Below are 16555 nucleotides of genomic sequence, written 5' to 3'. Positions count from 1 at the left end.
CGCGGGATCGCACCCCCTCGCCCGCCGACGCGCGACGGGAACAGGCCCCCTACAGGACCGGCGGGTACAGGAAGAGCGGGACCTGGGCGGTGGGGAAGGTGCGGGTCACGTAGCTGTGCTTGCCGCCGTAGTTGTACTCCTCGAGGAGCACGGTGCCGTCGTCGTTGACCTTCTGCACGTACGAGACGTGGTTGTAGGTCCACCACGCGACGCAGCCGACGATCGGGACGCTGCTGGTCGCCCAGCCCTTCGCGGCCCAGTTGTCCGGCCACTCGTAGGCGCTGCCGCCGAGCGGGGTGATGTTGCCCCACGTGTACTTCCACGGCGCGGAGGTGCGGCCGGCGTCGCGGTTGAGGCGCCAGGCCACGAAGTCGACGCACTCGCGGTAGTAGTAGCCGAGGGGCGAGAGTCCGCCGCCGTCGTCGTCGATGGTCTCGTAGGGCCACGGGTAGTCGTCGCCGACCGCGCGGGTCTGCACGGTCGAGAACTCGCCGCCGTTCGATCCGGAGAGCACGGCCGCCTGGCGGCTGGCCTCGTCGAGCTGCGCCTGGGTCGGTGCGGCGAAGGCGTCGCGGACGGCGGTCTGGCCGGCGGCGTCGGAGGAGACGGTGAGGTTCTGGAGGCCGACCCGGTTCGCGGCGGCGCGGCCGGTCGCGGTGGCGGAGGAGCTGCGGGCGCCGTACGCGGGGATCGCGGCCGTGGCGAAGAGGCCGCCGACCACCGAGAAGGTGCCGAAGGCCAGGGCGCGGCGGCTGAGGCCACGGGCTCGGGCGGGCTCGGCGGCGCGGGGAGCGACGGGGCGGGAGGCGGACGCGCGGCGCGGTGAGGCCGGGATCGACCGGGAGGCGGGGGAGGCGACGGCGGGGATCTCGACCGACACGGTCGGAGCGGTCGCCACGGCCGTTGCGGCGTCGACGGCGGTGGGCGCGGAGTCGCCAGCGGCTGCGGAAGCGGCGGAGTCGTCCGATCCGCTGCCCTCGACCGCGGTGCCGGCGGAGGCCGCGCCCGTCTCCGCCTCGGCCCGGGCCGCACGGCGCTCGGCCTCGCGGGCCTCGCGCCGGGTCGGGGGTGCAGTGGTCGGGGTGCCGGCACTCTCCTCAGGGGTGGGAATGCCTGGCTTCGACACGCGTGCGTTCTCCTCGGATGACGGTGGTGACGGGGGGTCGGGGGCCGGTGGGGATCCGGCGACGAGCCACTCTAGCCCGAGGCCCGCGCATGACGGAACGATCACGACGGATCCGGCACGGATGCTCCGACCGCTCGCGCCCGTGCGGTGCCAGGATGGGGCGCAACCGGGAAGGAGCTCCTCATGACCGCACCCACCCCCACCGGGCCCGTCCTCGTCGGCATCGTCGACGGCCAGCGACCCGAGGTCCTGCGCACCGCCGCCCGCGTCGCCGCCGACGCCGGAGCCGCCCTGCTGCTCGTGTCGGTCTCGGCCGATCCGTACCTCGTCGGCGAGTACGTCGATCCGATGACCGGCGGCATCCCGCTCGGCTTCGTCGGCGCCGCGGCCGACCGCGGCGAGGGCCCGTCCCTCCCGCCCGGGCTCCGCGAGACGGTCGAGCACGAGCTGGATGGCAGCACCGTGCAGTGGTCGCTGCGCGCGGCGCGGGGCGAGCCCGCCCTGGCGCTCGCCGAGGTCGCCGAGGAGGTCGACGCGCGGATGATCGTGGTCGGCACCCGCGACGCGGGCGTGCTCGCGAGCATCGCCGAGTTCCTCAGCGGGAGCGTCGCCGCCCACCTCGCGCACCGTCAGCACCGCCCCGTGCTCGTCGTCCCGCGCGCCGACCGCGACCCGTCGCGCCCGGCGCCCTGGGACCTCGCGGAGTGACGCGACCCCTCCACCTGCGACCCTCCGCGATCCTCCTCGTCGCGGCGGGCGGAGCCGTCGGCACGGCTGCCCGCGCCGCGATCGGCGCCGCACTGCCCCCGTTGGGCGTCGTGCCGGTCGCGACGCTCGCCGGGCCGGCCTGGGGTACGGCGTCGGCACGGCTGCGCTCGCCGTCGCGGCGGCCGCCGCGGGCCTCGCCCTGACGGGCGTCCGGCTGTCTTGAGCGGCGCGGTGGGCACTCCGACGCGGCGCGGCGGGCGAACCGGAGCGGCGTGCGGCTCTGCTCCTCACCGCCCTTCCCGGAGCCCACCCCACGCCCCTCCGTACCCGCCTCATCGACCCCGCCCCGTCACTCCTGATCCCCCGCTCACGGGGCAGGCGCCCGCCGCCGCCCGCGAGCCGACGCGGATCCTCGCGCGGTGACCCCCGGTCGAGGGACGCCTCGACCTCCGGAGCATGGGTGAAGATGGGCGGATGACATCCGTGGGGGGCGTTCCGGAGCTCAGGCTGGCCGTCGTCGACGACCAGCCCCTCTACCGGCACATGCTGTCGTCGCTGCTGCGCGCGGTGCCGGGCGTGCGGAGCGTCGTGGAGGCCGGATCCGCCACGGAGGCGCGGTCGGTGCTGCGGCCCGCGGAGCTCGACGTGGCGATCCTCGACATCGAGCTCGGCGACGGGGACGGCATCGAGCTCGGGCGCCGGCTGCGGTCCACCGCGCCGGGGCTGGGCATCGTCCTGCTCTCGGCCGTCGACGCGATGCACCGCTTCCTCCGCCTCGACCGCGCCGAGGCCCGCGGCTGGAGCTACCTCTCGAAGACCTCCTCCTCTCCGCCCCCGCGCTGCTCGCCTCCGTCCGCGCGACGGCGGACGGCCGCACCGTGCTCGATCCGGCGCTGGTCGCCGCCCGCGCGGCCCGCCGCGACTCCCCGGTCGCCGCGCTGAGCCCGCGCCAGTACGAGGTGCTCTCGGGTCTCGCATCGGGGCTGACCAACGCCGCGATCGGCGAGCGCCTCGGCATCGCGGTCCGCTCGGTCGACAACCACGTCAACGCCGTCTACGCGGGCCTCGGCGTGCGGTCGGACGGCGAGCGCAACCCGCGGGTCGACGCGACGCTCCTCTTCCTCGAGCACACCGGATGAGCGCCGGCCCGAGCGACACGCGCGAGGACAACCGCATCGTCCTCGGAGCGATGGCCCTCCTCGGCGGCGTCCTCTCGCTGCTGGCCGCGCTCCAGGCCGTCTTCGCGCTCGGGATGCTGTCGCGGACGCTGCGGAGCGTCGATCCGGGGCCGCTGCTCGACGTGACGACGCGCGTCCTGGTCAACGTGTCGACGATCGGGCTCGCGATCGCCCTGGTCGCGGTGCTGCGCCCCGAGCGCTCGACCGGCGGCGCCCGCGTGGCCCGGACGGCGGTCATCGCCGTGGGGATGGGACTCGTCCGCTGCTGCCTCCAGGTGCTGACCGGCGTCTACCCGCTCTCGGCACTCCCCGCTCTCGCGGTCGAGCTGGTCGTCGGATCCACGGTGATCGCGCTGATCACCGCCTACGGCTACCTGCTCGTGCGCGCGGCACGGCGCGTGCGCGAGAAGGAGCGGGAGCACGCCCGCGCCTCCGTGCAGGCGCTCGAGGCGGTGCAGGCCCTGCAGCGGGAGGAGCTGCGGGTGCGGCGCGACGTCGCGCAGAGCCTGCACGGCGGCCTCCAGAACGGACTCGTGGTGCTGACCGCCGAGCTGCACGCGGTCGCGAGCGCATCCGACGAGGCGGCCTCGGAGCGGCTGCTCGCCATCGCCGCCCGGCTCGACCGGCTCCGCGAGGACGAGGTGCGCGCGGTCGGCCACGCCCTCTACCCGGTCGAGATCGACCACGGCCTGGTCCCCGCCGTCCGCGACCTCGTCGCGCGACTCCCTCCCGAGATCGCCGTCGACCTCGACCTCGGCCGCATCCCGGCGCTCGCCGCCGAGGGCGCCGAGGCGCCGCTCGACCAGCGGATGCTCCTGGTCCGGTTCCTGGAGGAGGCGGTCACCAACGCGCTGAAGCACGGCGGCGCCTCCTCGCTGCGGGTGCGCGGCGACGAGGAGGCGGGCGTCGCGGTGCTCACCCTCGACGACGACGGCCGCGGACTCGTCGAGGGGTCGACGCGCTCGGGCCTGGCGCGGCTGGAGCGGCAGCTCGCGGTCTACGGGGGCTCGTTGGAGCTCTCGGACTCGCCCGTGCTGGCGGGGGCGCGGGTGAGGGCGCGGCTCCCGCTGTCCGGCGCGGCGCCCGGCGGGGACGACGGCGGGGCGGAGTAGCGGGGCGGGCGCTCGCCCTCCCACGCCCAGGGTGGCGAGCCGTCTCCTCGTGCCCGCCCCTCACGCCGGGTAGACCAGCAGATCCTCCGGAGCGACGGTGAAGCCTGCCTCGCGGCCGGGCGCGAGGTCGAGGCGTGCCGCGTCGGCCGGCGGGACGTCGGCGGTCAGGAGCGCGCTGCGCACCCGCACCGCGTCTCCCCGCTGCTCCACATCGGTGATCACGGCGCGGAGGCCTCCCTCTCCGACGGAGAAGGCGGAGGGACGGACCGCGGCGAGCACCGCGGCGCCGACCGCGACCGGCTCGGCCGCGACTCCGGACAGCTCGTGCCCGTCGGCGGTGCGCAGACCCGTCGCGGTGCGGACGCCCTCGAGCAGCTCGAGCCCGGCGAGCTCGGCGGTGAACGCGGTGCGCGGGCGCGTGAGGACGCGGGCGGTCGGCCCCTCCTCGACCACCCGGCCGCCGTGCAGCACCAGAACCCGGTCGGCGAGGGTCCAGGCGTCGAGCACGTCGTGGGTGACCACGATCGCCGAGCGGTCGGCGAGCACCTCGCGGAGCATCCGGCGGAGGACCGGGGCGGTCCGGGCGTCGACCGCGGCCAGCGGCTCGTCGAGCAGCAGAAGGCGCGGGTCGGTCGCGAGGGCCCGGGCGAGGGCGACCCGCTGCGCCTGGCCGCCGGAGAGGCTCCCCGGGCGCCGGTCGGCCAGGTCGGCCACGCCCGCGGCGGCCAGCTCGCGCTCCGCCCGCTCGCGGGACCGCGCCCGCCCGGCGCCGGCGCTGCGCGGACCGAACGCCGCGTTCTCGCGCACGCTGAGGTGCGGGAACAGCAGCGGATCCTGCGCCAGCAGGGCGACGGGGCGCCGGTGCGGAGGAGTCCACCGGCGGTCGTCGAAGAGCAGCTCGCCGCCGGCGGTCGCCCGCCCGGAGTCGGCGCGGACGAGGCCGGCGATCAGCTCGAGCACGGTCGACTTGCCCGCGCCGTTGGGCCCGAGCAGCGCGATCGTCTCGCCCTCGGCCACGTCGATCCGCACGCCGATCCCGCGCGCCGCGAGCCGCGCCTCCAGCAGCAGGCTCACCGCGGCACCCCCCGGGCGGAGCGGCCGTGCGCGAGACCGATCACGAGCACCGCGACCACCACGAGCACCAGCGCGAGGGCGACCGCCGCGTCCGGATCGCTCTCCCGCTGCAGGTAGATCTCGAGCGGGAGGGTGCGCGTCGTGCCCTCGAGGCTGCCGGCGAAGGTCAGCGTCGCCCCGAACTCGCCGAGCGCCCGCGCGAACGAGAGGATCGCGCCCGAGGCGAGGCCCGGCAGGATCAGCGGCAGCGTGATCCGCCGGAGCACCGTACCGGGGGAGGCGCCGAGTGTCGCGGCGACCGACTCGTACCGCGCGCCGGCGCTGCGCAGCGCGCCCTCGAGCGTCAGCACCAGGAACGGCAGGGCCACGAAGGTCTGCGCGATCACGACGGCGGTGGTCGAGAACGCGATGCGGACGCCGAGGGCCTCCAGCGCGCCGCCGAGCAGGCCCATCCGCCCGAAGGTGAAGAGCAGCGCCAGCCCGCCGACCACCGGCGGGAGCACCAGCGGCAGCAGCACCAGCGAGCGGAGCAGGCGCTGGCCGGGGAAGGCCGTGCGGGCGAGCACGAGCGCCATCGGGGTGCCGAGCAGCAGGCACAGCAGGGTGGCGACGGCGGAGGTGCGCAGGCTCAGCAGGAGCGCGGCGACGGAGGAGTCGGAGGTGATCAGCGGCAGGAACTGCGGCCAGTCGACGCGGGCGAGGATCGCGGCGAGCGGGAGCAGCACCAGCAGGGCGCCGAGCGCGGCGACGGCCACGACCCAGCGCGGCAGGCCGGACCCGGTGCGCATCAGCCGCGGGCGAGCGGCGTCTCGACGATGACCGTGGTCGCCTTGACCACCGCCACCGCGGGAGACCCGGGCTCGAGCCCGAGCTCGCGGACCGCCTCGCTGCTCATCAGCGAGACCACGCGGTGCGGACCGCACTGCAGCTCGACCTGCGCCATCACGGTGTCCATCACGATGCCGGTGACGATCCCGACGAAGCGGTTGCGGGCCGAGCGCGCGACCGGGGACGGATCCTCCGGCAGCACGGCGTTCGCGCGGGCGAGCCGGGCGACCTCGAGGCCGTCGACGACGCGTCTCCCGGACGCGTCCTTCGCGCTCTCGAGCGTCCCGTTCTCGATCCAGCGCCGCAGCGTGTCGTCGCTCACGCCGAGCGCGGCGGCGGCGTCCCTGATCCGTATCTGCGGCATGGAGTCGATCCTACGTCCGCGGCTGAGCCTGTGCAGTGCCCGTCTCCTCTCCACGAGATGCCGCTGCGGAGCGCCTCCTGCGGCGTGCCGCGCATCCGGGTGGCATCTCGCGGAGAGGGAGGAGAGGAACGCGGAGGGACGGGCGCTGGGGATCCCGGGCCCCGCGCGCAACCCCCTGGAGGACCGGCGGGAGCACGACGCACGCTGAAGGGACGACGACACAGGAGGCGGCATGCGCGCGATGGTCTACCGGGGCCCCTACAAGGTCCGCGTGGAGGAGAAGGACCGGCCGAGGATCGAGCACCCGAACGACGCGATCGTCCGGGTGACGATGGCGGCGATCTGCGGATCCGACCTGCACCTCTACCACGGGCTTCTCCCGGACACCCGGATCGGCCACACCTTCGGCCACGAGTTCATCGGCGTGGTCGACGAGGTCGGCTCGTCGGTGCAGAACCTCAGCGTCGGCGACACGGTGATGGTCCCCTTCACCATCTACTGCGGCTCCTGCTGGTTCTGCTCCCGCGGCCTCTACTCCAACTGCCACAACGTGAATCCGAACGCCACCGCGATCGGCGGCATCTACGGCTACTCGCACTCGGCGGGCGGCTACGACGGCGGGCAGGCGGAGTACGTGCGCGTCCCGTTCGCCGACGTGGGCCCGACGAGGATCCCCGAGTGGCTGCCGCACGAGGACGCCCTGATGCTCACCGACGCCTTCTCGACCGGCTACTTCGGCGCGCAGCTCGGCGACATCGTCGAGGGCGACACGGTCGTGGTGCTCGGAGCCGGACCGGTCGGCCTGGCCGCCGCGCGGTCCGCCTGGCTGATGGGCGCCGGCCGCGTCATCGTCGTCGACCAGATCGACTACCGCCTCGCCAAGGCCCGCGAGTTCGCCTTCGCGGAGACGATCGACTACACCGAGGAGGACGACCTCATCGTCACCCTCAAGAAGACCACCGGCGGTCTCGGCGCCGACGTCGTGATCGACGCGGTCGGCGCGGAGGCCGACGGGAACCTCCTCCAGCACGTCACCGGCGCCAAGCTCAAGCTGCAGGGCGGCTCGCCGATCGCGCTCAACTGGGCGATCGACGGCGTCCGGAAGGGCGGCACCGTCTCGGTGATGGGCGCCTACGGGCCGCTCGCGAGCGCCGTCAAGTTCGGCGACGCCGTCAACAAGGGCCTCACGCTGCGGATGAACCAGGCCCCCGTCACCCGCCAGTGGCCGCGCCTGTTCGAGCACATCCGTGCCGGGCACATCACGCCCAGCGACCTGATCACGCACCGCATCCCGCTCGAGCACATCGCCGAGGGGTACCACCTGTTCTCGTCCAAGCTCGACGGCTGCATCAAGACCGTCGTCGTCCCGTAGGAGGATCCCGTGCCGTACACCGCCGACCGCCCCGTCCGCGTGCCGACCGCCGAGGAGCTGCGTGCCCGCATCCCGGGCTGGGGCGCCGACCTCGACCCCGCCGACCGGCCCGCCTTCCCCCGCGAGCGCAGCGACCTCGTCTCGGGCGCGCACTGGGAGCGCCCGGAGAGGATGCGGACGCACGGCCGTCGCGAGAAGAGCATCGAGCACCTCGAGCTGCCCGCCGTCTTCGGCACGGCGCAGCCCCTCCACGGTGTCTCCGGCGCGATCCGCCGCTACGCCTACGACCGGTTCAGCGAGGGGCGCCACGCGCACTGGCTGCTGCTCGTGCTGGGCGACCGGGTGGAGTCGACCGGGGCGCACCTCCGCTCGCTGCTCACGACACGGCCGGACGATCCGATCACCGAGACCGGTGTGCTGGCCGAGGCGCACGCGCACCCGATCGCCTCGCGCCGCGGCCGGACCGACGTGCGCCACCAGATCCTCGACCCGCTGCTCGTCGGCGGCCCCTGGGTCCTCGCCGCCCTCGGCGCCGTGGCCGTCGCCCGCCGCCTCCTGCGCTGACGCCCGTTCCCCTCTCGCGAGAGGCCGCTCCGGTACGCCTCCGTCGGCATGTCGCGGACCGGAGCCGCGTCCCGCGGAGGAGGACGGGGGTCAGCGGCTGCGGGGCGCGGCGCCCGCGGTCGGCGCGGTGCGGGTGTCGACGCTCGCCGTGAGTGCCGCGGAGTAGCCGGACGCCGGGCTGCCGGACATCGTCGCGAGCTGCAGGGCTCCGCCGTCGTCGCCGAAGACGGAGTCGGATTCCAGGCCGACCCGGGCGAGGTTCGCGGCCGAGCCCGCATACGACTCGAGGGCGTAGACCGCGGTGCACGCCTCCTCCTGCAGGGCGACCTGCGAGGTCGCGATCGCGTTCGACGCGTCGGTGATCGAGTCCGCTCCCGGGTACACCTCGAAGTGGATGTGCGGCCAGCGGCCGGAGTAGCAGGCCGGGACGATCGAGGCGAAGGAGACGACGCCCGACGCGTCGGCGACCTGCACGCCGCGGAGGTACGTCTCGTCCTCGACGCCGCGGGAGTACATCGAGTAGTCCCCGTGCGCGTCGCAGTGCCAGACGTACACGGCGGCTCCGGCGAACGGCACGCCCCCGCTCGCCGCGTCGAGGATCGTCAGAGTGAGCGCCAGGGGGACCCCGTCGGCCGTCGCGCCGCCGCCGATGCTGGTGCGCAGGTCGCTGCGGACGATCCCGGAGCGCTCGAGGACGTCGACCCCGTTCGAGCCGTCGCCCGGGTAGGGGCCGGCCGTCTCGTCGGGGATCTCGCCGGCGACCGCGGTGCCGGCCCCGGCCGTGGCGGTCGCGGTGGCGGTCGCGGCGGCGGAGGAGGCGGATCCCGATCCTCCGGTGGCGCATGCTGCGAGCCCGAGGGTCGCCGCCCCCGCGCCGACCAGCGTCAGCACGCCGCGCCGCGAGAAGAGGGTCCCCACGTCGAACGGGAGGCCCTGGTCGACCACCTCCTCCTCGGGGCGGTCGAGCCGGCGGCCCTCGTAGGCCGGTCCGTCGGGCGTGCTGCGGGGCTCCGGGATGCGGGTCATGGTCGTGCTCCTCGTCGATCGTGGTGTCCGTCGCGAGCAACCCTTGCGGCCGGGGCTCTGCGCCTCCGATGACCGTCCTACGACCCTCCTATGACCGACCCGCCGACCGCCCTGCAGGCCTCCTCCGACGCCGCGACGCCTCTCACGGTGCTCCGAACCCGGCCGCCGCGAGCACCGCGCGCCCGGCGTCGGAGGCGACGTACGCGACGAAGGCCGCCGCCGTGGCCGGGTCGCCCGCTCCGGTCAGCGCCGCGATCGGGTACGTGTTCACCGCCTCCGAGGCCTCGGCGAAGGGGATGCCGGTGACCGAGCCCGCAGCCCCGCGGACGTCGGTCGCGTAGACGAGCCCGGCGTCCGCCTCGCCCGAGGACACCTTGCCGAGCACGTCGGTGACCGACGACTCCTCGCTCACGGGAGAGATGTCGACCCCGGCGGCCTGCTCGACCGCGGCGGCCGCCGCTCCGCACGGCACCTGCGGCGCGCAGACGACGGTGGCGGTCCCGGGCCGGGCGAGGTCGGCGAGCGAGGCGACCTGCGCCGGGTTGCCGGGAGGCACGGCGATCTCGAGCGTGTTCGTGGCGATGTCGACCGGGTTCCCGTCGACGAGCCCGGCCTCGGCGACGGTGGACATCGTGCGCTCGTCGGCGGAGGCGAAGACGTCGGCCGGGGCGCCGTTGACGATCTGCGTCGCGAGGTCGGAGGAGCCGGCGAAGGAGAGCTCGACCTGCGCGCCGGGCTCGGCGGCCTCGAACCCCGTGGCGAGCTCGGTGAACGCGCCCTTCAGCGAGGCGGCGGCGAAGACCGTGATGGAGCCGCCGACCGAGGACGTCGCGCCGCCGGTGGCCGTATCGCCGGCGGGGGTCGACGGAGCGGAGCAGCCGGCGAGCAGGAGGAGCGCGGCAGCGGCCGGGACGAGGGGGAGCAGGCGACGATGCACGGGGACCTCCGGATCTGGAGTCCGCAGATGCGGCGGACAGCTGATCCTAGGACCTCAGGTGCGGAGGCTAGCTGGGAGGAGGGCCTCACGTGCGGCGGAGAGACGATCCGAGGATCGGACCGGCCGGGCGACGCACCTGCGCGGGGAAGGACCGCCCGCGCGACGCACAGAGGCGGGCGGACCGCAGCCCTCCGGCTCCGGCCCGCCCGCCGCTCGTCGTGGCCGCCTCGACGGCGGCCCTCCGCTCAGCTCTGCGGCGGCGAGTAGAACTGGAGGTCGTTGCCCTCCGAGTCCTTGAAGGGGAGGATGCGGCCCCACTCGTGGTCGCTGATCTCACCCTCGATCGACGCGCCCCGCGCCGTGAGGCGCTCCAGCTCGTCCTCGATCGAGCCCTCGGGCTGGAACGAGATGACCGCCCCGCCCTGCTCCGCGACCGTGGCCGATTCGCGGGCGTTCAGGCCGATCATCAGCCCGCCGGCGTCCAGCTCCGACCAGTCGGCCGAGGTGTCCTTGACCTCGAGGCCGAGCGTGTCGCGGTAGAACGCGACCGCCCGCTCCATGTCCGTGACGGGGACCCAGACCGTTGCGACTCCTGATGCCATGTCGTGCTCCTTCGCTCGATGATGCCGATCCTCCGACGCTAGGTCGGGGACGCCCGGAGCGGGGGCCCTTGCGCCGACGCGCGGAGGCTGCTCTCGCGCCGCGCCTCTCCGCCGAGCTGCCGTGCTCACGCGCCCGGCAGCGGTGAGGCGCCGGCTTCCCGCTGCCCGTCAGTGCCGAGACACCGCCCCGCGCCGAGACACCGCCCCTCGCCGGCGTCCCGGCGCGCAGCGGGACGTCTCGGCCCGGCCTCCGCGCGCGAGCGCTCCCCGCCGACGTCACCGACGACGCGGCCGCCGAGGCGGGCGTCGCCTGGATCGAGGAGGCGGTGGGCCCGCTGCGCATCCTGGTCAACAACGCCGGCGTCCAGCACCGCGTGCCCCTGCTCGAGCTCGAGGTCGCCGACTGGGAGCGGGTGCTGCGCACGAACCTCACCAGCGCCTTCGTGGTCGGCCGGGCGGCGGCGAAGCGGATGATCCCGCGCGGCGCCGGGAAGATCGTCAACGTCGCCTCGGTGCAGGCCGATCTCGCGCGGCCGACGATCGCGCCCTACACCGCCTCAAAGGGCGGGGTCCGCAACCTCACCCGCGCGATGACGGCGGAGTGGGCGCAGCACGGCATCCAGGTCAACGCGATCGCGCCGGGCTACATCCACACCGAGATGACGCAGGGCCTCGTCGACGACGAGGCGTTCGACAGCTGGATCCTCGGCCGCACGCCCGCCGCGCGCTGGGGCCGCGTCGAGGACCTGATCGGCCCCGCCGTCTGGCTCGCCTCCGACGGCTCGGACTACGTCAACGGGCAGGTCGTCTTCATCGACGGCGGCATGACCGTCGTCGTCTGAGTCACCCCTCGACCCACCGAACGGAACCCGTATGACCGCGCTCGTCCCCGCCTCCACCACCCGCGTCGTCGTCCACGCCGCCGGCGACCTCCGCGTCGAGGAGGCGCCACTCGCGCCGCGCGGCCCCGGCGAGGCCCTCGTCGCCGTCGCGTACGGCGGGAACTGCGGCTCCGATCTGCACTACTGGACGCACGGCGCCGCGGGCGAGTCGATCCTCCGCGAGCCGCTGACGCTCGGCCACGAGGTGGTCGGCACGGTCGTCGAGGCAGCGGTGGACGGCTCGGGACCCCCGGTCGGCGCGGCCGTCGCCGTGCACCCCGCGACCGCTCGCGGCGAGTGGCCCGACGGGCGCCCCAACCTCGCGACCGAGGGCACTTATCTGGGCAGCGCCGCGCGGATGCCGCACACCCCGGGCGCGTTCGCCCGCCACGCGGTGCTGCCGGCGCGCATGCTCCGCGAGCTGCCCGCCGGTCTCGGGCTCCGGGAGGCGGCGCTCGCGGAGCCGGCGAGCGTCGCCTGGCACGCGGTGTCGCGCGCGGGTGAAGTGTCGGGACGGCGAGCGCTGGTGATCGGCAGCGGCCCGATCGGGGCGCTGATCGTCGCCGTGCTGAAGCGGGCGGGGGCGGCCGAGATCGTCGCCGTCGACCTGGCCGAGGAGCCCCTCGCGATCGCCCGGGCGGTCGGCGCGACCCGGACGATCCGCGCGACCGACGCCGACGCGATCGCCGAGGTCGCGGCCGACGTCGTCTTCGAGTCCTCGGGCAGCCCGCGCGGCCTCGCCTCGGCCGTCCGGGGCGCCGCCCGCGGCGGCACCGTCGTGATGGTGGGACTCCTCCCCTCGGGCGAGCAGCCGGCCCAGATCTCGCTCGCGATCACCCGGGAGCTGCGCCTGATCGGCTCCTTCCTCTTCGTCGACGAGATCGACGAGGTGCTGGCGGCGCTCGCCGACGGGAGCCTCGCGGTGGCGCCGGTGGTCACGCAGGTGGTGCCGGTGGAGCGCGCGCTCGAGGCCTTCGAGCTCGCCCGCGACGCCTCGCGCTCGAGCAAGGTGCTGCTCGACTTCACCCCGTGACGGGCGCTCGAGGCGCCTCCGGAGGGTCGGGATCGCCCGAGCGTTCGGGGTTCCCTCGGACGGCGGTGCCGCCGGAGCACTACCGTTGCACCATGGCGTCCACCGATACCCCCGATTCCGCCCCCGAAGCCGACACCGCTTCCGAGAGCGCCCCCACGCTCACCTTCTCCGACCTCGGTCTCTCCGACCCGGTCCTCAAGGCACTCAAGGAGGTCGGCTACGAGACGCCCTCGGCCATCCAGGCCGCGACGATCCCGTCCCTCCTCTCCGGCCGCGACGTCCTCGGCGTCGCCCAGACCGGCACCGGCAAGACCGCGGCGTTCGCGCTGCCGATCCTCTCGCGCCTCGACGTCTCGCAGAAGACGCCGCAGGCCCTCGTGCTGGCCCCGACCCGCGAGCTCGCGCTGCAGGTGTGCGAGGCGTTCGAGCGCTACGCGTCCGGCCTCCGCGGCGTCCACGTCCTCCCCGTCTACGGCGGCCAGGGCTACGGCACCCAGCTCTCCGCGCTCCGCCGCGGCGTCCACGTCGTCGTCGGCACGCCCGGCCGCATCATGGACCACCTCGAGAAGGGCACCCTCGACCTCTCGCAGCTGAAGTTCCTGGTTCTCGACGAGGCCGACGAGATGCTCAAGATGGGCTTCGCGGAGGATGTCGAGACGATCCTCGCCGACACCCCCGTCGAGAAGCAGATCGCGCTGTTCTCGGCGACGATGCCCGCGCAGATCCGCCGCATCTCCGGCAAGTACCTGAAGGAGCCGGAGGAGATCACGGTCAAGAACAAGACCACGACCTCCGTCAACACCACCCAGCGCTACCTGATGGTGTCGTACCCGCAGAAGGTCGACGCCCTCACCCGCATCCTCGAGGTCGAGAACTTCGAGGGCATGATCGTGTTCGTCCGCACGAAGAGCGAGACGGAGACGCTGGCCGAGAAGCTGCGCGCCCGCGGCTACACCGCGGCGGCGATCAGCGGAGACGTGGCCCAGGCCCAGCGCGAGCGCACCGTCGAGCAGCTGAAGTCGGGCAAGCTCGACATCCTCGTCGCGACCGACGTCGCCGCCCGCGGCCTCGACGTCGAGCGCATCAGCCACGTCGTCAACTACGACATCCCGATCGACACCGAGTCGTACGTCCACCGCATCGGCCGCACCGGTCGCGCGGGGCGCAGCGGAGCGGCGATCAGCTTCGTCACGCCGCGCGAGCGCCGCCTCCTCGCTGCCATCGAGAAGGCCACCCGCCAGCCGCTGACCGAGATGCGGATGCCGAGCGTCGAGGACGTCAACGTCACCCGCCTCTCGCGCTTCGACGACGCGATCACCGCGGCGCTCGCCGACACCGAGCGCCTGCAGCGCTTCCGCGACATCATCGGCCACTACGTCGAGCACCACGACGTGGTCGAGTCGGACGTCGCCGCCGCGCTGGCCATCGTCGCGCAGGGCGAGGAGCCGCTGCTGCTCTCGCCCGACGACCCCCGCTTCGCCCGTCGCGAGCGCGAGGACCGCGACTCCCGGCCCGACCGGGGCGACCGCCCCGAGCGCGGCGACCGCTTCGACCGCGGCGGCGACCGGGGCGAGCGTCCCGAGCGCCGTCAGCGCCCGGCGAACAGCAACCTCGCCTCGTACCGGATCGAGGTCGGCCGCCGCCAGCGCGTCGAGCCCCGCCAGATCGTGGGCGCGCTCGCGAACGAGGGCGGCCTCAACCGCGGCGACTTCGGGCACATCGACATCCGCCCGGACTTCTCGATCGTGGAGCTGCCGGCCGACCTGCCCCAGGACGTGCTCGACCGCCTCGCCGACACCCGCATCAGCGGCCAGCTGATCGAGCTGAAGCCGGACCGCCGTCCGAGCCGCGCCGGCGCCGACCGCGGCGGACGCCCCAGCGGCCCGAGCCGCTCGAGCGAGCGCCCGGAGCGCAAGCCGCGCTACTGACGCCTCCCGCCCCGGCGGACGGGCCTCCACGAGACGCCACTCCGGTACAGCGACCCTTGCGTGTCGCGTACCGGAGTGGCGTCCCGCTTTCGTGCGGGGGCGGCCTCAGCGGCGCAGGACGCGGCGGGCCAGCACGTTGCCGAGCAGCTGCACCAGCTGCACGATCACGATGATCACGAGCACCGCGGCCCAGGTGACGACCGGCTCGAACTGCCGGTAGCCGTACTGGATCGCGAAGTTGCCGAGCCCGCCGGCGCCGATGTATCCGGCGACCGCCGACATGTCGATCACGGCGACGAACACGAACGTGTAGCCGAGGATCAGCGGACCGAGCGCCTCCGGCAGCAGCACCGTGCGGACGATCCGGAACCGGCTCGCTCCGACCGACCGCGCCGCCTCGATCACGCCGGGCTGCACGGTCAGCAGGTTCTGCTCCACGATCCGCCCGATGCCGAAGGCGGCGCCGAGCGAGAGGGTGAAGACGATCGCGTCCGTGCCGATGCCGGAGCCGACCACCAGCCGGGCCAGCGGCTGGGCCGCGGCGATGAAGATGATGAACGGGATCGGCCGGAACACGTTCACGATCACGTTGAGCAGTCCGTAGACCACCCGGTTCGCGTAGAGGGCGCCGCCGCGGGTGAGCGCGAGGCCCAGTCCGATCAGCAGTCCGCCGAGCCCGCCGAAGAGGAGGCTCAGCGCGACGATGAAGAGCGTCTCGCCGGTCGCCTGGACGAGCTTGGGCAGGAGCGGGATCAGCTCGTTCATCGGGGCACCTCCGTGAGGGCGACGCGTCCGCCGAGGCGGGCGAGGAGGGGGTCGACGACGCCGTCCGGCGCGTCGAGGGCGACCGTGAGGTGGCCGAATGCCCGTCCGCGGACGTCGGTGATGCCGCCGTAGACGAGCTCGAGCGGCACGCCGGCGGCCGCGACCTCGGCGAAGACGTCGCCCTGGGAGGCGGAGTCGTCCGAGAACGAGAGCGTGACCAGCCGACCGCGGTGGCGCGCGCGCAGGACGGCCGCCTCCGCGGGCGAGGGCACCGAGCGGACGACCGTGGAGACGAAGCGGCGGGTGACCGGCTCGCGCGGGGCCGAGAACACGTCGAAGACGGGCCCGCGCTCCACGATGCGGCCCGACTCCATCACCGCGACCTTCGTCGCGAGCTGCTGGACCACGTCCATCTCGTGGGTGATCACGACGATGGTGACGCCCAGCTCCTCGTTGATGCGGCGGAGGAGGGCGAGCACCTCGCCTGTCGTGTCCGGGTCGAGCGCGCTGGTGGCCTCGTCGGCCAGCAGGATGCGCGGGGAGGCGGCGAGGGCGCGGGCGATGCCGACGCGTTGCTTCTGCCCGCCCGAGAGCTGCTCCGGGTGGCTGCGCGCCTTGTCGCTCAGGCCGACGAAGCGGAGCATCTCGTCGACGCGGGCGCGCTGCTCCGTGCGCGGGACGCCCGCGACCTGCAGCGGGTAGGCGACGTTCTGCCCCACGGTCTTCGAGCCGAACAGGTTGAACTGCTGGAAGATCATCCCGATGCCCAGGCGCAGCCGGCGCAGCTCGCGCTCGGGCAGGCCCACGGTCTCGCGGCCGTCGATCTCGATGCTGCCGCTGGTCGCGGGCTCGAGGGCGTTGACGAGGCGCGCGAGCGTGCTCTTGCCGGCGCCGGAGTAGCCGATCACTCCGTAGACGTCGCCCGCGTCGATCTCGAGGCTCACGCCGTCGACGGCCGCGGTCGGGGCGGCGCCGCGCCCTGCGCCGGGGTACACCTTGCGCACGTCGGTCATGCGGATGAGCGGCACGGGGCGCCCTTTCTGTTGCGGGGGAGGCG

General features: G+C 74.5%; 19 protein-coding genes. 10 read left to right on the top strand and 9 right to left on the bottom strand.

The genetic code is table 11. The annotated features are described in order from the left end of the window. Window positions 1-49: 49 nt before the first annotated feature. Window positions 50-1126 carry a CHAP domain-containing protein gene (locus tag C5C54_RS08480; RefSeq protein WP_104319510.1) on the bottom strand — a complete coding sequence of 359 codons (1077 nt, stop codon included), beginning with the start codon at window positions 1124-1126 and terminating at the stop codon, window positions 50-52. Window positions 1127-1309: 183 nt separating this feature from the next. On the opposite strand from C5C54_RS08480, the gene C5C54_RS08475 reads away from it, so the two are divergent. The 5 genes from C5C54_RS08475 (at window position 1310) to C5C54_RS08460 (ending at window position 4124) form a co-directional block, all read left to right on the top strand. After that, window positions 1310-1834 (top strand): universal stress protein, encoded by a 525-nt coding sequence (locus C5C54_RS08475; RefSeq protein ID WP_104239244.1) that lies wholly within the window; start codon window positions 1310-1312, stop codon window positions 1832-1834. Then, a complete protein-coding gene (locus tag C5C54_RS08470; RefSeq protein ID WP_104247674.1) occupies window positions 1831-2037 on the top strand; it encodes a hypothetical protein in 207 nt (68 codons plus the stop codon). Before C5C54_RS08475 ends, C5C54_RS08470 begins: the two co-directional genes overlap by 4 nt. A gap of 271 nt (window positions 2038-2308) precedes the next feature. Then, on the top strand, window positions 2309-2776 hold the full coding sequence (locus C5C54_RS08465) for a response regulator transcription factor (protein ID WP_258063276.1): 468 nt from the start codon (window positions 2309-2311) through the stop codon (window positions 2774-2776). Continuing rightward, the gene (locus C5C54_RS18310) at window positions 2713-2973 is read left to right on the top strand and encodes a helix-turn-helix transcriptional regulator (RefSeq protein WP_258063275.1); all 261 of its coding nucleotides are present in this window, start codon (window positions 2713-2715) and stop codon (window positions 2971-2973) included. Before C5C54_RS08465 ends, C5C54_RS18310 begins: the two co-directional genes overlap by 64 nt. Next, window positions 2970-4124, top strand: coding sequence for a sensor histidine kinase (locus tag C5C54_RS08460; protein WP_104288136.1), 1155 nt, complete (start codon window positions 2970-2972; stop codon window positions 4122-4124). The genes C5C54_RS18310 and C5C54_RS08460 overlap by 4 nt, the downstream gene beginning before the upstream one ends. 60 nt (window positions 4125-4184) lie before the next feature. Here C5C54_RS08460 and C5C54_RS08455 read toward each other — a convergent pair whose 3' ends face one another. From C5C54_RS08455 to C5C54_RS08445, 3 genes are read right to left on the bottom strand one after another with little or no spacing between them, the layout of a single operon-like run. Beyond that, the gene (locus C5C54_RS08455; RefSeq protein ID WP_104288135.1) at window positions 4185-5198 is read right to left on the bottom strand and encodes a sulfate/molybdate ABC transporter ATP-binding protein; all 1014 of its coding nucleotides are present in this window, start codon (window positions 5196-5198) and stop codon (window positions 4185-4187) included. Next, window positions 5195-5986: an ABC transporter permease gene (locus C5C54_RS08450; protein ID WP_104222446.1), complete on the bottom strand. Its 792-nt coding sequence runs from the start codon at window positions 5984-5986 to the stop codon at window positions 5195-5197. Before C5C54_RS08450 ends, C5C54_RS08455 begins: the two co-directional genes overlap by 4 nt. Next, window positions 5986-6390 (bottom strand): molybdopterin-binding protein, encoded by a 405-nt coding sequence (locus C5C54_RS08445; RefSeq protein WP_104222447.1) that lies wholly within the window; start codon window positions 6388-6390, stop codon window positions 5986-5988. Before C5C54_RS08445 ends, C5C54_RS08450 begins: the two co-directional genes overlap by 1 nt. 232 nt (window positions 6391-6622) lie before the next feature. On the opposite strand from C5C54_RS08445, the gene C5C54_RS08440 reads away from it, so the two are divergent. After that, on the top strand, window positions 6623-7762 hold the full coding sequence (locus tag C5C54_RS08440) for a zinc-dependent alcohol dehydrogenase (RefSeq protein WP_104288134.1): 1140 nt from the start codon (window positions 6623-6625) through the stop codon (window positions 7760-7762). 9 nt (window positions 7763-7771) lie between these two features. Further along, on the top strand, window positions 7772-8326 hold the full coding sequence (locus tag C5C54_RS08435) for a hypothetical protein (RefSeq protein ID WP_104288133.1): 555 nt from the start codon (window positions 7772-7774) through the stop codon (window positions 8324-8326). Window positions 8327-8416: 90 nt separating this feature from the next. Here C5C54_RS08435 and C5C54_RS08430 read toward each other — a convergent pair whose 3' ends face one another. The 3 genes from C5C54_RS08430 to C5C54_RS08420 all read right to left on the bottom strand — a co-directional run bounded on the left by C5C54_RS08430 (window position 8417) and on the right by C5C54_RS08420 (window position 10891). Continuing rightward, complete coding sequence (locus tag C5C54_RS08430) at window positions 8417-9352, bottom strand: intradiol ring-cleavage dioxygenase (protein ID WP_104288132.1); 936 nt, start codon at window positions 9350-9352, stop codon at window positions 8417-8419. Window positions 9353-9494: 142 nt separating this feature from the next. Next, window positions 9495-10289: a molybdate ABC transporter substrate-binding protein gene (gene modA / locus C5C54_RS08425; protein WP_104249990.1), complete on the bottom strand. Its 795-nt coding sequence runs from the start codon at window positions 10287-10289 to the stop codon at window positions 9495-9497. A gap of 245 nt (window positions 10290-10534) precedes the next feature. Continuing rightward, window positions 10535-10891, bottom strand: coding sequence for a VOC family protein (locus C5C54_RS08420; protein WP_104288131.1), 357 nt, complete (start codon window positions 10889-10891; stop codon window positions 10535-10537). Between the two features lie 161 nt (window positions 10892-11052). Here C5C54_RS08420 and C5C54_RS08415 point away from each other — a divergent pair, with 161 nt between their 5' ends. The 3 genes from C5C54_RS08415 (at window position 11053) to C5C54_RS08405 (ending at window position 14733) form a co-directional block, all read left to right on the top strand. Next, entirely contained in the window at window positions 11053-11733 is a 681-nt protein-coding gene (locus C5C54_RS08415; RefSeq protein WP_104288130.1) for an SDR family oxidoreductase, read from the top strand. Window positions 11734-11764: 31 nt separating this feature from the next. Continuing rightward, entirely contained in the window at window positions 11765-12805 is a 1041-nt protein-coding gene (locus tag C5C54_RS08410) for an L-idonate 5-dehydrogenase (RefSeq protein ID WP_104288129.1), read from the top strand. A 92-nt stretch (window positions 12806-12897) separates the two neighbouring features. Continuing rightward, window positions 12898-14733 (top strand): DEAD/DEAH box helicase, encoded by a 1836-nt coding sequence (locus tag C5C54_RS08405; RefSeq protein WP_104222455.1) that lies wholly within the window; start codon window positions 12898-12900, stop codon window positions 14731-14733. A gap of 105 nt (window positions 14734-14838) precedes the next feature. Here C5C54_RS08405 and C5C54_RS08400 read toward each other — a convergent pair whose 3' ends face one another. Both C5C54_RS08400 and C5C54_RS08395 read right to left on the bottom strand, forming a co-directional pair. Next, window positions 14839-15498, bottom strand: a complete 660-nt coding sequence (locus C5C54_RS08400; RefSeq protein ID WP_104288128.1) for a methionine ABC transporter permease — start codon at window positions 15496-15498, stop codon at window positions 14839-14841. Continuing rightward, on the bottom strand, window positions 15495-16526 hold the full coding sequence (locus C5C54_RS08395) for a methionine ABC transporter ATP-binding protein (RefSeq protein WP_258063273.1): 1032 nt from the start codon (window positions 16524-16526) through the stop codon (window positions 15495-15497). Before C5C54_RS08395 ends, C5C54_RS08400 begins: the two co-directional genes overlap by 4 nt. Between the last annotated feature and the right edge of the window lie 29 nt (window positions 16527-16555).

This window comes from Rathayibacter sp. AY1F2 (assembly GCF_002930885.1).
GTDB lineage: Bacteria > Actinomycetota > Actinomycetes > Actinomycetales > Microbacteriaceae > Rathayibacter.
The sequence above is the reverse complement of the archived record's forward strand: the minus strand, read 5'-3'. Positions and strand labels throughout refer to the sequence as shown.